Annotated in this window: 13 protein-coding genes; 7 read left to right on the top strand and 6 right to left on the bottom strand. The window is 55.3% G+C overall.

The features are described from left to right. The first annotated feature begins 123 nt into the window (after positions 1-123). The 5 genes from aaeX (at position 124) to IM294_RS06830 (ending at position 5,102) form a co-directional block, all read left to right on the top strand. A complete protein-coding gene (gene aaeX, locus IM294_RS06850) occupies positions 124-327 on the top strand; it encodes a p-hydroxybenzoic acid efflux pump operon protein AaeX (protein WP_003860416.1) in 204 nt (67 codons plus the stop codon). Between the two features lie 7 nt (positions 328-334). Then, a complete protein-coding gene (gene aaeA / locus IM294_RS06845; RefSeq protein WP_028014599.1) occupies positions 335-1,267 on the top strand; it encodes a p-hydroxybenzoic acid efflux pump subunit AaeA in 933 nt (310 codons plus the stop codon). 5 nt (positions 1,268-1,272) lie between these two features. Then, positions 1,273-3,240 (top strand): p-hydroxybenzoic acid efflux pump subunit AaeB, encoded by a 1,968-nt coding sequence (gene aaeB / locus IM294_RS06840; RefSeq protein WP_047364742.1) that lies wholly within the window; start codon positions 1,273-1,275, stop codon positions 3,238-3,240. A gap of 89 nt (positions 3,241-3,329) precedes the next feature. Further along, entirely contained in the window at positions 3,330-4,784 is a 1,455-nt protein-coding gene (locus IM294_RS06835) for an NAD-dependent succinate-semialdehyde dehydrogenase (protein WP_126816991.1), read from the top strand. Between the two features lie 45 nt (positions 4,785-4,829). Then, positions 4,830-5,102 carry a barstar family protein gene (locus IM294_RS06830; protein WP_028014596.1) on the top strand — a complete coding sequence of 91 codons (273 nt, stop codon included), beginning with the start codon at positions 4,830-4,832 and terminating at the stop codon, positions 5,100-5,102. A gap of 61 nt (positions 5,103-5,163) precedes the next feature. On the opposite strand, the gene yhcN (IM294_RS06825) is transcribed toward IM294_RS06830, so the two are convergent. The 3 genes from yhcN (IM294_RS06825) to argR all read right to left on the bottom strand — a co-directional run bounded on the left by yhcN (IM294_RS06825) (position 5,164) and on the right by argR (position 6,648). Then, positions 5,164-5,430: a peroxide/acid stress response protein YhcN gene (gene yhcN, locus IM294_RS06825; protein WP_028014595.1), complete on the bottom strand. Its 267-nt coding sequence runs from the start codon at positions 5,428-5,430 to the stop codon at positions 5,164-5,166. A gap of 109 nt (positions 5,431-5,539) precedes the next feature. Continuing rightward, positions 5,540-5,803 carry a peroxide/acid stress response protein YhcN gene (yhcN, locus tag IM294_RS06820; RefSeq protein ID WP_014885423.1) on the bottom strand — a complete coding sequence of 88 codons (264 nt, stop codon included), beginning with the start codon at positions 5,801-5,803 and terminating at the stop codon, positions 5,540-5,542. Between the two features lie 374 nt (positions 5,804-6,177). Continuing rightward, positions 6,178-6,648, bottom strand: a complete 471-nt coding sequence (gene argR / locus IM294_RS06815; RefSeq protein ID WP_008502836.1) for a transcriptional regulator ArgR — start codon at positions 6,646-6,648, stop codon at positions 6,178-6,180. Positions 6,649-7,045: 397 nt separating this feature from the next. Here argR and mdh point away from each other — a divergent pair, with 397 nt between their 5' ends. Beyond that, positions 7,046-7,984, top strand: coding sequence for a malate dehydrogenase (gene mdh / locus IM294_RS06810; protein ID WP_028014594.1), 939 nt, complete (start codon positions 7,046-7,048; stop codon positions 7,982-7,984). Between the two features lie 87 nt (positions 7,985-8,071). Here the strand turns inward: mdh and degS are convergent, their stop codons facing one another. The 3 genes from degS to zapG all read right to left on the bottom strand — a co-directional run bounded on the left by degS (position 8,072) and on the right by zapG (position 11,168). Continuing rightward, the gene (degS, locus tag IM294_RS06805) at positions 8,072-9,139 is read right to left on the bottom strand and encodes an outer membrane-stress sensor serine endopeptidase DegS (RefSeq protein WP_028014593.1); all 1,068 of its coding nucleotides are present in this window, start codon (positions 9,137-9,139) and stop codon (positions 8,072-8,074) included. 92 nt (positions 9,140-9,231) lie between these two features. Then, a complete protein-coding gene (degQ, locus tag IM294_RS06800; RefSeq protein ID WP_041907839.1) occupies positions 9,232-10,599 on the bottom strand; it encodes a serine endoprotease DegQ in 1,368 nt (455 codons plus the stop codon). A gap of 170 nt (positions 10,600-10,769) precedes the next feature. After that, on the bottom strand, positions 10,770-11,168 hold the full coding sequence (zapG, locus tag IM294_RS06795) for a Z-ring associated protein ZapG (RefSeq protein ID WP_010436126.1): 399 nt from the start codon (positions 11,166-11,168) through the stop codon (positions 10,770-10,772). A 189-nt stretch (positions 11,169-11,357) separates the two neighbouring features. Between zapG and zapE the strand changes: the two genes are divergently transcribed. After that, entirely contained in the window at positions 11,358-12,482 is a 1,125-nt protein-coding gene (gene zapE / locus IM294_RS06790) for a cell division protein ZapE (protein ID WP_041907841.1), read from the top strand. Positions 12,483-12,598 lie beyond the last annotated feature (116 nt).

The raw sequence follows: 12,598 nt of genomic DNA, 5'->3' as shown, positions 1-12,598 counted from the left end.
GTTACGTTAATATATTATTAATTACATAACGGCTGCGCCATTCTCGCCCTGCGTTTCTAGCTCTCCTGCGATGGCGTGCGCTAAAAAATTCTGAAGCCTGCACTCTCTCTTATCAAGGTCAACATGAGTCTGTTTCCCGTTATCGTGGTGTTCGGTCTGTCGTTCCCACCGATATTTTTCGAGCTTCTTTTATCACTGGCGATCTTCTGGCTGGTGCGCAAGGTGCTGGTCCCGACCGGGATCTACGATTTCGTCTGGCACCCTGCATTGTTCAATACCGCGCTGTATTGCTGCCTGTTTTACCTGATATCGCGCATGTTTGTCTGAGGTTGATGTGAAAACGCTAACAAGAAAAATCTCCCGCACCGCCATTACCATGGCGCTGGTTATCCTCGCGTTCATCGCTATTTTTCGCGCCTGGGTTTATTACACCGAATCACCGTGGACGCGTGACGCGCGCTTTAGCGCCGATGTGGTGGCAATTGCCCCCGACGTGGCCGGCCTTATCACGGCGGTTAACGTTCACGATAACCAGCTGGTGAAGAAAGATCAGGTCCTGTTCACCATCGACCAGCCTCGTTACCAGAAGGCGCTGGAGGAAGCAGAAGCAGACGTGGCCTATTACCAGGCGCTGGCCGCAGAGAAACGCCGTGAGGCAGGCCGTCGTAACCAGCTTGGCGTTCAGGCCATGTCCCGCGAAGAGATTGACCAGTCCAACAACGTGCTGCAAACCGTGCTGCACCAGTTAGCGAAAGCGCAGGCAACGCGCGATCTGGCGAAGCTCGACCTGGAGCGTACCGTGATCCGCGCGCCGGCCGATGGCTGGGTGACCAACCTGAACGTCTATGCCGGGGAGTTTATCACCCGTGGCTCAACCGCCGTGGCGCTGGTTAAACAGAACTCCTTCTACGTGCTCGCCTATATGGAAGAGACCAAGCTGGAGGGTGTTCGTCCGGGTTATCGCGCAGAAGTCACGCCGCTTGGCAGCAACCGCGTCTTTAAAGGTACCGTCGATAGCGTCGCCGCAGGGGTAACCAACTCCAGCAGCTCTAACGATGCCAAAGGGATGGCGACGGTGGATTCTAACCTGGAGTGGGTGCGTCTGGCGCAACGCGTGCCGGTACGTATTCATCTGGATGAGCAGCAGGGCAACCTGTGGCCAGCGGGTACCACGGCGACGGTGGTGATCACCGGAGAAAAAGATCGGGATGCCAGCCAGGACTCCCTCTTCCGTAAAATTGCCCATCGCCTGCGCGAGTTTGGTTAAACGCCATGGGTATCTTTTCCATCGCCAGTCAGCACATTCGCTTCGCCGTGAAGCTGGCGTGCGCCATCGTGCTGGCGCTGTTCGTTGGCTTCCACTTCCAGCTTGAAACCCCTCGCTGGGCGGTGCTGACCGCCGCGATTGTCGCGGCGGGCCCTGCCTTCGCCGCGGGTGGAGAACCCTACTCTGGTGCGATCCGCTATCGCGGGATGCTACGTATCATCGGGACGTTTATCGGCTGTTTCGCGGCGCTGACCATTATTATTCTGATGATCCGCACGCCGCTGCTGATGCTAATGGTGTGCTGTATCTGGGCGGGCTTCTGCACCTGGGTCTCGTCTCTGGTAAAAGTGGAGAACTCCTACGCCTGGGGGCTGGCGGGCTATACCGCGCTGATCATTGTCATCACCATCCAAAGCGAACCGCTGCTCGCGCCGCAGTTTGCCGTGGAGCGCTGCAGCGAGATTGTGATTGGTATTGTCTGCGCGATCGTGGCTGACCTGCTTTTCTCCCCGCGCTCGATCAAGCAAGAGGTGGATCGCGAGCTGGACGCGCTGATCGTTGCCCAGTACCAGCTGATGCAGTTGTGCATTAAACACGGCGACAGCGAAGAGGTGGATAAAGCCTGGAGCGGGTTGGTTCGTCGTACGCAGGCGCTGGAAGGGATGCGCAGCAACCTCAATATGGAGTCGTCTCGCTGGGCGCGGGCGAATCGTCGCCTTAAAGCCCTGAATACCGTCTCCTTGACGCTGATTACCCAGGCCTGCGAAACCTATCTTATCCAGAACACCCGCCCGGAAGCGGTCACCGACACGTTCCGTGAGCTGTTTGCCGAGCCGGTAGAGACCGTACAGGACGTGCATAAGCAGCTTAAGCGCATGCGCCGGGTGATTGCCTGGACCGGGGAGCGCGAGACGCCGGTGACGATCTACACCTGGGTTGGGGCCGCAACGCGCTATCTGCTGCTTAAGCGCGGCGTGATCGGTAACACCAAAATCAGCGCGGCGGAAGAAGAGGTGCTCCAGGGCGAAGTGGTGATCAAGGCGGAGTCTGCCGAGCGCCATCACGCGATGGTTAACTTCTGGCGTACCACGCTTGCCTGTATGCTCGGCACGCTGTTCTGGCTGTGGACGGGCTGGACGTCCGGCAGCGGCGCGATGGTGATGATTGCCGTCGTGACCGCACTGGCGATGCGTCTGCCTAACCCACGCATGGTCGCCATTGATTTCCTCTACGGCACCATCGCCGCGCTGCCGATAGGCGCGCTCTATTTCCTGGTCATCATCCCGTCGACGCAGCAGAGCATGCTGCTGCTCTGTATTAGCCTGGCGGTGATGGCGTTCTTTATCGGCATTGAAGTGCAAAAGCGCCGCCTGGGATCGCTGGGGGCGCTGGCGAGTACGATTAACATCATCGTGCTGGATAACCCGATGACCTTCCACTTCAGCCAGTTCCTCGACAGCGCGCTGGGTCAGCTGGTGGGCTGCTTCCTGGCGATGATGGTGATTCTGCTGGTCCGGGATAACTCGCAGGCGCGGACGGGGCGCGTATTGCTGAACCAGTTTGTATCGGCTGCCGTGTCGTCGATGACTACCAATACCGCGCGTCGTAAAGAGAACCACCTGCCCGCGCTCTACCAGCAGCTGTTTTTACTGCTGAACAAGTTCCCGGGCGACATAGCGAAGTTCCGCCTGGCGTTAACCATGATCATCGCGCACCAGCGTCTGCGCAACGCGCCGGTGCCGATCAACGACGATCTCTCGGCCTTCCACCGTCAGCTGCGTCGTACCGCCGACCATGTGCTTTCCGCCAGCAGTGACGACAAACGCCGTCGTTACTTTACCCAACTGCTTGAAGAACTGGATATTTATCAGGAAAAGCTCAAGCACTGGCAAGCGCCTCCACAGGTGACCGAGCCGGTAGGGCGGCTGGTGTTTATGCTGCATCGCTACCAGAATGCCCTCACGGATAACTGACTGAAGTAAAAAAACCGACGCCAAAAGCGCCGGTTTTTTTGTGGCTATACTTATTCCAGCACGTACTTACATTCAGGAAGGGAGGACACATGACGACTCAGGCGCTTCAGGACAACACCCTTTTTCAGACCGGCTATCTGGTCGACGGCATCTGGAAAACGCTGGACACAACGTTTGATGTGCTGAACCCCGCGACCGGTGAGGTCATCGCTAAAGTTGCGAAAGCGGGTAAAGCGCAAACCGAAGAAGCGATCGCAGCGGCCACCAAAGCCTTCCCGGCATGGCGTGCCAAAACCGCGAAAGAGCGTTCGGCGATTCTGTACCGCTGGTACGAACTGATTATTGAAAATAAAAGCTGGCTCGGGCGGCTAATGACCACCGAGCAGGGCAAGCCCCTGAAAGAGGCGGAAGGGGAAGTGGAGTATGCCGCCAGCTTTATCCAGTGGTTTGCCGAAGAGGCCAAGCGCGCGAACGGTGAGATTATTCCGCCAATCAAGCCCGGCTCGCGCATTCTGGCGACCCGTGAACCCATCGGCGTGGTCGCGGCCATCACGCCGTGGAACTTCCCGATGGCGATGCTCACCCGCAAGCTAGGCCCGGCGCTGGCAGCCGGGTGTACCGGTGTCATCAAACCGGCCAATAACACGCCGCTCAGCGCCTTTGCGCTGCTGACGCTGGCAAAACAGGCGGGCGTGCCCGACGGTGTGCTCAACGCGGTGGCCGGAAATACCCATGAAATCAGCGATGCGATCATGGCCAGCCACGACGTGCGTAAAATCTCCTTTACCGGTTCGACCTCCGTCGGCAAAACGCTGGTGCGCAACGCCGCAGAAACCATGAAAAAAGTCTCGATGGAGCTGGGGGGAAATGCTCCGTATATCGTCTTTGAGGATGCCGACATCGAGGCTGCGGTAAAAGGCGCGGTAGCCAATAAATTCCGCAATGCAGGGCAGGTCTGCGTCAGCGTGAACCGCTTCTACATTCAGGAAACCGTCTACGACAAGTTTGTGAATAAGCTCGCAGATGCGGTTAATGCCCTTAAGGTGGGGAATGGCCTTGAGGACGGCGTCGTCGTCGGGCCGCTGATTGAATCCGCAGCGGTCGACAAGGTCCGTGAGCATGTTGAAGATGCTGTCACACGAGGGGCGACCGTGCTGGCGGGCGGCAAACCCCATCCGCTGGGCGGTAATTTCTGGATGCCAACCGTGCTGGGCGACTGTCACGAAGGCATGAAGCTGGCAGAAGAAGAGACGTTTGGTCCGGTTGCGGCGTGTTTCCGCTTCACCTCGGAAGATGAAGTCATCCAGCGTGCGAATAACACGCCTTACGGGCTGGCAGCTTACTTCTACACCCAGAACCTTTCCCGGGTTTTCCGCGTTTCACAGGCCATCGAGAGCGGGATGATTGGCATTAACGAGTGCGCCGTTTCCACCGAGCTGGGGCCTTTCGGCGGCGTAAAAGAGTCCGGTCTTGGACGTGAGGGATCCGTGCTGGGGCTGGAAGAGTATCTGGAAGTTAAAACCCTGCATATCGGGGGATTATAATAGACTGGGCGGCATCTGCCGCCCGCCTGGACTGGGTGGCTGGCAATGAAAACCTATACTTTTGATTTTGACGAAATCGACAGTCAGGAAGACTTTTATCGGGAATTTATCCGGGCGTTTGATCTTGAACGGGAAAGCGTGACCAATCTGGATACGCTGTGGGACGTGGTCACCGGCAGCATGCTGCCGCTACCGCTGGAGATTGAGTTTATCCATCTGCCCGATAAGCTGCGCAGACGTTTCGGCGCGCTGATATTACTCTTCGATGAAGCGGAGGAAGAGCTTGAAGGACAGCTTCGCTTTAACGCGCGGCATTAAATGAAAAAAGCCCCTGACCACGAGGCCAGGGGCAAGTCGTATGATGAGATACGACGAGGGTTTATTTATACAGTTCAGCCGTGGCGTGCCAGTGGTCACCCTGATTCAGTTCGGTGACGCGATAGCTGCTGGCGCCTGCTTTTTCAGCTTTGGCGGCAAGTTCCTGACGAATGTCCATCGGGGAGCCGGTGACTGACGTCACGGAGACGCTGCCCATTGGCTGCAGATTTTGTGCCTGATCGGCATTCACTTGCTGTACGGCTGCGCTTGCGCCGAAAGAGAGAGCGGATGCCAGACCCAGGGTTGCGATGATCAATTTGGTTTTCATAGTCTTTACTCCTGAACAGGTTTTTGCTCAACGGCGAGAAGGGTTGAACTGCTATTTTTATGCCTGGTGCCGTTGAGTGGAGAGTTATGTCTTCAGTGATTACTTAAACTTATTTGTACAGCTCGGCGGTGGCGTGCCAGTGGTCACCGGAACGCGCTTCGATAATGCGATAGGATGACGCACCTTTTTCTTCCGCTTTTTTGTTCAGCATCTCATGCATGTCCATTGGAGACGTGCCAACAGCGCCGACAGAAACCGTACCGATTGCCTCACGGGATTGCGCCTGGTCAGCATTAATAGCGTCAGCCGCGAAAGCACCGAAGGACAGGACAGACAGGACGCTCAGCGCCGCTACAGTAGTTTTGATTTTCATGATTCTTACCTCGTCGAATTTTTTAGTGGGGTCTTGTTTCGTGACCCTCATCACAAAATCAAGTATACACTAATAACGTAAAAAATTAATACCAGGCTAATGGTTTCTCTTGTTATTACGTGTTAAACACGCTTTTTTTTATAACCTAATTGCATAATGTTGGGTGTTTTATGAGCAATTTGTGTTGGTGTTTATAAGAAAATCATAGGGATAATGCTTTTTGATTTTTTGTGCGATTTGCGGGATTGCTATTCACTGGATGAATGTTAATGAGTGGTAAAAAGCACTAATCGTCAAAGCAAGGGCAGTGAAATAAAGGGGGAAATGATGCGAGAGCAGAATGATCCCCGCAGCGGCGCTACGGGGAGAGCGCATTACAGTTCCTGTTCGAACAGAACCAGAATCGCTTCGTGGAGATCCTTCACGGAGAAACCGCTAGCCGGGGTGGTAAAGATAGTGTCATCACCGGCAATGGTGCCAAGGATACCCTCTGTTTTACCTAACGAGTCCAGCATGCGGGCAATCAGCTGCGCGGCACCCGGGCTTGTGTGGATGACCACAACGGCGTCGTTATAGTCGATATCCAGAACCAAATTCTTGAGCGGGCTGGAGGTGGTCGGCACGCCAAGTTCAGCCGGCAGGCAATAGACCATCTCCATCTTGGCGTTGCGGGTACGCACCGCGCCAAACTTGGTTAACATGCGGGAGACTTTCGACTGGTTGATATTATCGAAGCCTTGTTCCTGCAGCGCCTGAACAATTTCTCCCTGAGAACTGAATTTCTCTTCTTTAAGTAGCGCCTTAAACGCTTTTACCAATTCTTCTTGCTTAGACGAGCTTCGCATAAGTCACCCGGAATATGACGAAAGAAACAACATTATTATGCATGTGGATGAATTTTTATGCAAATTATCTGCTCAACGGCAGGCTGAAATAATGTTATGAAAGGGAGTGATTTTATCAGATTTCGTTATCAGAAAACATGCCTGGGTCACGCCGCGCAAATAAGCTTAAAAGTAAATTAAATGTTATCAAAATGATGTTGTTTTGGTGGCGTGGCAGGGTGTATTGTAACCACCTCTTAATTCGTTGCCATCTGTCGTCAGATAGCTTTCTGGTGAGAGATAAAGTCGTGTGACCTCAAATTCTTTAGCTTCGAAAATTGTAATTAAAGACATGCTGATTTAAGGTCGCGGCAACGGATTTACAGATACTTAAGTTAACCATAATAAGGAGTTTAGGATGAAAGTCGCAGTCCTCGGCGCTGCTGGTGGTATCGGCCAGGCGCTTGCCCTACTACTGAAAACCCAACTGCCTTCAGGCTCAGAACTCTCCCTGTACGATATTGCTCCGGTAACCCCAGGCGTGGCGGTTGACCTGAGCCACATCCCGACCGCTGTAAAAATCAAAGGCTTCTCCGGTGAAGATGCGCGTCCTGCGCTGCAGGGTGCTGACGTGGTCCTGATTTCTGCAGGCGTGGCGCGTAAGCCAGGCATGGATCGTTCAGACCTGTTCAACGTCAACGCGGGCATCGTGAAAAACCTGGTGCAGCAGATCGCTGAAGTGTGCCCGAAAGCATGCATCGGTATCATCACTAACCCGGTGAACACCACCGTTGCTATCGCAGCCGAAGTGCTGAAGAAAGCGGGTGTGTACGACAAAAACAAACTGTTCGGCGTGACCACGCTGGATATCATCCGTTCCAACACCTTCGTTGCTGAGCTGAAAGGCAAACAGCCAACAGAAGTGGAAGTGCCGGTTATCGGCGGCCACTCTGGCGTGACTATTCTGCCTCTGCTGTCGCAGATCCCGGGCGTGAGCTTCACCGAGCAGGAAGTGGCTGACCTGACCAAACGAATCCAGAACGCGGGCACCGAAGTGGTGGAAGCGAAGGCGGGTGGCGGTTCTGCAACCCTGTCTATGGGCCAGGCGGCTGCACGTTTCGGTCTGTCACTGGTTCGCGCCCTGCAGGGCGAGAAAGGCGTTGTTGAATGCGCTTACGTTGAAGGCGACGGCGAACATGCCCGCTTCTTCTCTCAGCCGCTGCTGCTGGGCAAAAACGGTATTGAAGAGCGTAAGCCTATCGGTACGCTGAGCGCGTTTGAGCAAAACGCGATGGAAGGCATGCTGGACACGCTGAAGAAAGATATCACTCTGGGTGAAGAGTTCGTTAACAAGTAAAACGAAGTGTCTCCCGTAGGCCGGGTAAGCGTTAGCGCCACCCGGCAAAAAACCGAAGCCAGTAAGTGCTTCGGTTTTTTTATGGGGCTAATTTGTTGCCGGGTATTCCTGAATCGTCACGTGCAGCGTCATTTTCTTATCGTTGCGCATGATTTCCACAGGGATGATCGAGCCAGGGCGAATTTCGGCCACCTGGTCCATTGTCTCCAGGGCAGAGACTGCCGGCGTGCCGTTGACCGACACGATGACATCATTAACCTGAATCCCCGCGTTAGCCGCCGGGCCACCCGGTGCCACCTCGTTGACGACGATGCCCTGAATCTGGTCGATACCGCCGCCCTGAGTATGCATTGGCGCAATTTCGCGCCCGCCGATACCGATATAGCCGCGGATCACGCGTCCGTCGCGGATCAGCTTATCCATAATCTTGGTCGCCAGCTGGAACGGAATAGCAAAGCCGATCCCTTCCGGCGTCTCGCCGTCGTTGCTTTTATCGAACGAGAGGGTGTTGATGCCCATCAGTTCGCCCAGCGAGTTGACCAGCGCGCCGCCGGAGTTGCCGTGGTTGATTGATGCATCCGTCTGCAGGAAGTTCTGCCGTCCTGACGGGTTGAGGCCGATTCGACCGGTCGCGCTGATAATTCCCTGCGTGATGGTCTGGCCCAGGTTGTACGGGTTACCGATCGCCAGCACCACATCGCCGATGTGCGGCGTACGTTTACGGTTGATCGGAATGACCGGCAATCCGCCCGTGGCGTTAATCTTCAGCACGGCCAGATCGGTCAGGCTGTCTGAACCCACAAGCAACGCCTCAAACACGCGGCCATCCTGCAGGGCGACGATGATCTGGTCGGCATCGTTGATCACGTGTTTGTTCGTAATAATGTAGCCGCGCTCGTCCATAATCACCCCGGAGCCAAGGGTGCGGATCTCAAGCTGGTTATGTGCTGAGCTGTTGAGGCCGCGGTTATAAACGTTAACCACGGCAGGGGCGGCACGGCGAACGGCCTGGTTATAGGTCGCCGGCGTTTCATCCGTGCTGTCGAACTGGGGGGCAGACAGCTTATTAAACTGACGCAAAGACGGCATCGCCAGCAGCAGCAGGCCTGCGACAATCAAACCGATGACAATGGAACGTAAGAGCTTTAAAAGCATGATGCGCGTGTCGTGAAAAAAGGAACGATTTGCAGCATAACATGAGTTATCCGGACATCACACGCAGCGGTGATGTCCGGGATCGCAAATGCTTAGCGCAACAGAATGTAGATAGACTCATTGCCACGCATGACCTGCAGGGCAATGACCGCCGGTTTGCTCTCCAGCACCTTGCGCAGTTCGGCAATGGACTGCACGCGATTGCGGTTCACGCCAATGATGACATCTTCCTGATGCAATCCGGCCTGCGCGGCAGGGCTGCTCTTCTCGACGGTGTCCAGGCGAATGCCTTTCGTACCGTCTTTCAACTGCCCATCGCTTAACGTTGCTCCCTGCAGCGCCGGGGCGATAAGCTCCGCGCTGGCAGAGGACGAGGTGCTTTTATCCAGCGTCACTTCGACGTTCAGCGGCTTACCGTCACGGATCAGGCCCAGCTTCACTTTGGCCCCCGGTTCGGTAGTGGCAATACGCGAACGCAGTTCAGCAAAGCTGCTCAGCGGCTTGTCGTTAAGGCTGACGATCACATCGCCCGATTTGATGCCTGCTTTTGCCGAGCCGGAGTTTGGCAGCACTTCACTGACAAACGCACCGCGCTGCACGTTGATATTGAACGCTTTCGCGATATCCGCGCTCATCTCCATGCCTTTAATACCCAGCAGTCCACGTTTGACTTCGCCGAACTGGATTAGCTGCTGCGCCAGCGTTTTAGCCATATTGCTCGGGATCGCAAAGCCAATCCCAATGCTGCCGCCGCCCGGAGCCAGAATTGCCGTGTTAATGCCAATCAGCTCGCCGTTAAGGTTGAGTAAAGCCCCGCCGGAGTTGCCCCGGTTGATTGAGGCATCGGTCTGGATGAAGTTTTCCAGACCTTCCAGATTCAGGCCACTGCGTCCCAGCGCCGATACTATGCCGGAGGTGGCGGTTTGACCTAAACCAAAGGGATTGCCCACGGCGACGGCAAAATCACCGACGCGCAGCTTGTCGGAATCCGCAATGGCAATCTGGGTCAGGTTGCTCGGGTTCTGCACCTGCAATAGCGCGATGTCGCTCTGATCATCGCCGCCAATCAGTTTGGCATCGAATTCACGACCATCGTTCAGCTGGACGCTGATTTTATCGGCCTGGCTGATGACATGATTGTTGGTCAGGATATAGCCTTTAGCCGCATCAATGATGACGCCAGAGCCCAGGCCTTCAAAAGGCTGAGCCTGCTGGTTGGGGGACTCATCGCCAAAATATTTTTTCAGTTCTTCCGGTACGCGCTGGCTTTGAACCGCCGTGCCTTCTACCTGAACGCTCACGACCGCGGGCAACACTTTTTCCAGCATTGGCGCGAGGCTGGGAGTGGCTGCCTGTCCCGGCACCTGCGAAGGCAGCGCCGCACCGGCAGGGAAGGACGCCGAGAGAGATAACCCGACACTTAACGCTATAGCGCTCAACAGCTGGTTTTTTTTCTTCATTGATGCTGACTCTCGTATCCTGGAATGAAAGAAGAACGGCCCAAAATCATGATGATGTTATTGAATTTTATACCGCTGAACAATGAGGTGTTTGACTAAATAATAGCTGGGGACGGGAAGAAAGGACGGGCGCAAGAGATGCGCCCGTAAAATATATTTATGTTGTGCGATTAATCGCGTTTTGCGCCACCGCGCAGCAGGCCGGACGCGCCGTCAGAGTAGTCGCGTGGCATCTGAACCGGAGCCTGATCGTTACCCGCTTCTGAGTCGGCCAGACGGTTGCGGAACGGGTTAGTCTCCGCGGTCATTTCCGGCAGCAGGCTGCTGGAGCTTTTCGCCATATGCTGATACAGCTGACGGTAGTCGGTCGCCATGTTGTCCAGCAGCTCGGCGCTACGGGCAAAGTGGCTGACCAGCTCTTCGCGATACTCTTCCAGCTCTGCTTTATTCTTTTCCAGTTCGTACTGCAGTGACTGCTGCTGACGCAATTTGCGGTTGCCGAAACGCATGGCCACAGCACCGATCACGATGCCGACGACTAAACCGATTAGCGCATATTCCCAGGTCATGAACTTCTCCCGTTGTCTTGTTGTTCCGTAGGGTGTTGGCTCGGCTCCTGCCTGTGCCTGATAATGCCACTATAACCGCTATTTCCGCAGAAGTGGAATCCTGACGTATCATCGCGTAGTGTAGAACGGCCTTTTTTTCATCAGTCACGCCTGCTGATGAGCATTAATTGAAGGAATAACAATAAGATTATGCAAATCCTGTCCCCTGCATCGCGATATCAACTGGCCCTGAATGAGGGTACTCATCAGCCTGATGACGTTCAACGTGAGGCGGTAAACCGTCTGGAGATGATTTATCAGGCGCTCACGGCAAAACCTGCTGAAGTAGAACAGAGTGGTGGGCTCAAAGCGGCGTTTGGCCGACTGCTCGGCAAAAAAGCGCCGCAGGCTCAGGCTCCGGTGCGCGGTTTATATATGTGGGGCGGCGTCGGTCGCGGAAAAACCTGGCTGATGGATCTGTTTTATCTCAGCCTGCCGGGGGAGCGTAAACAGCGCCTCCACTTCCATCGCTTTATGCTGCGGGTGCATGAAGAACTGACAGCGCTGCAGGGCAAAAGCGATCCGCTGGAGATTGTGGCTGACAGGTTCAAGGCGGAAACGGACGTGCTCTGCTTCGATGAGTTTTTTGTTTCTGACATTACCGACGCCATGCTGTTAGGCGGGCTGATGAAAGCGCTGTTTGCCCGCGGGATCACGCTCGTTGCCACGTCGAATATCCCGCCGGATGAACTCTATCGCAATGGCCTGCAGCGGGCGCGTTTCCTGCCGGCCATTGATGCTATCAAACAGCATTGCGACATCATGAATGTCGATGCCGGTGTCGATTATCGTCTGCGCACGTTAACGCAGGCGCACCTGTGGCTTTCGCCGTTAAACGCCGATACCGCTCGCGAGATGGATAAACTCTGGCTGGCGCTGGCGGGCGCAAAACGCGAAAACGCACCGACGCTGGAGATTAACCATCGCCCGTTACCCACCCTTGGCGTAGAAAACCAGACGCTGGCGGTCTCTTTTGCGACGCTCTGCGTGGATGCCCGCAGCCAGCATGACTATATTGCGCTTTCGCGCCTCTTCCACACCGTGATGATGCTGGATGTGCCGGTGATGACGCGGCTGATGGAGAGCGAAGCGCGGCGCTTCATTGCGCTGGTGGACGAGTTTTACGAGCGCCACGTCAAGCTTGTCGTCAGCGCCGAGGTGCCTTTATATGAGATCTACCAGGGCGAGCGGCTGAAGTTTGAGTTCCAGCGCTGCCTCTCGCGCCTGCAAGAGATGCAGAGCGAAGAGTATCTCAAGCGTGAGCATATGCCCTAATAAATGCGCCCCTCTCCCGCGGGGAGAGGGGCTGAGGGTGAGGGCACCAGACCGCACAAACGCGCCCCCCGAAAAACCCATTCCAAATCACATTTAAGGGTCGATCTTTGACCTCA

It is taken from the genome of Enterobacter cloacae complex sp. P43RS (assembly GCF_014930585.1).
In the GTDB taxonomy this organism is placed as follows: Bacteria; Pseudomonadota; Gammaproteobacteria; order Enterobacterales; family Enterobacteriaceae; genus Enterobacter; species Enterobacter bugandensis.
This window is presented reverse-complemented; position numbering and strand designations above follow the sequence as displayed.

Excerpts from the sequence above, each read along its gene's own strand:
- aaeX (WP_003860416.1), top strand. The coding sequence starts at position 124 with ATGAGTCTGTTTCCCGTTATCGTGGTGTTCGGTCTGTCGTTCCCACCG.
- aaeB (WP_047364742.1), top strand. The coding sequence starts at position 1,273 with ATGGGTATCTTTTCCATCGCCAGTCAGCACATTCGCTTCGCCGTGAAG.
- IM294_RS06835 (WP_126816991.1), top strand. The coding sequence starts at position 3,330 with ATGACGACTCAGGCGCTTCAGGACAACACCCTTTTTCAGACCGGCTAT.
- IM294_RS06830 (WP_028014596.1), top strand. The coding sequence starts at position 4,830 with ATGAAAACCTATACTTTTGATTTTGACGAAATCGACAGTCAGGAAGAC.
- yhcN (WP_028014595.1), bottom strand. The coding sequence starts at position 5,430 with ATGAAAACCAAATTGATCATCGCAACCCTGGGTCTGGCATCCGCTCTC.
- yhcN (WP_014885423.1), bottom strand. The coding sequence starts at position 5,803 with ATGAAAATCAAAACTACTGTAGCGGCGCTGAGCGTCCTGTCTGTCCTG.
- argR (WP_008502836.1), bottom strand. The coding sequence starts at position 6,648 with ATGCGAAGCTCGTCTAAGCAAGAAGAATTGGTAAAAGCGTTTAAGGCG.
- mdh (WP_028014594.1), top strand. The coding sequence starts at position 7,046 with ATGAAAGTCGCAGTCCTCGGCGCTGCTGGTGGTATCGGCCAGGCGCTT.
- degS (WP_028014593.1), bottom strand. The coding sequence starts at position 9,139 with ATGCTTTTAAAGCTCTTACGTTCCATTGTCATCGGTTTGATTGTCGCA.
- degQ (WP_041907839.1), bottom strand. The coding sequence starts at position 10,599 with ATGAAGAAAAAAAACCAGCTGTTGAGCGCTATAGCGTTAAGTGTCGGG.
- zapG (WP_010436126.1), bottom strand. The coding sequence starts at position 11,168 with ATGACCTGGGAATATGCGCTAATCGGTTTAGTCGTCGGCATCGTGATC.
- zapE (WP_041907841.1), top strand. The coding sequence starts at position 11,358 with ATGCAAATCCTGTCCCCTGCATCGCGATATCAACTGGCCCTGAATGAG.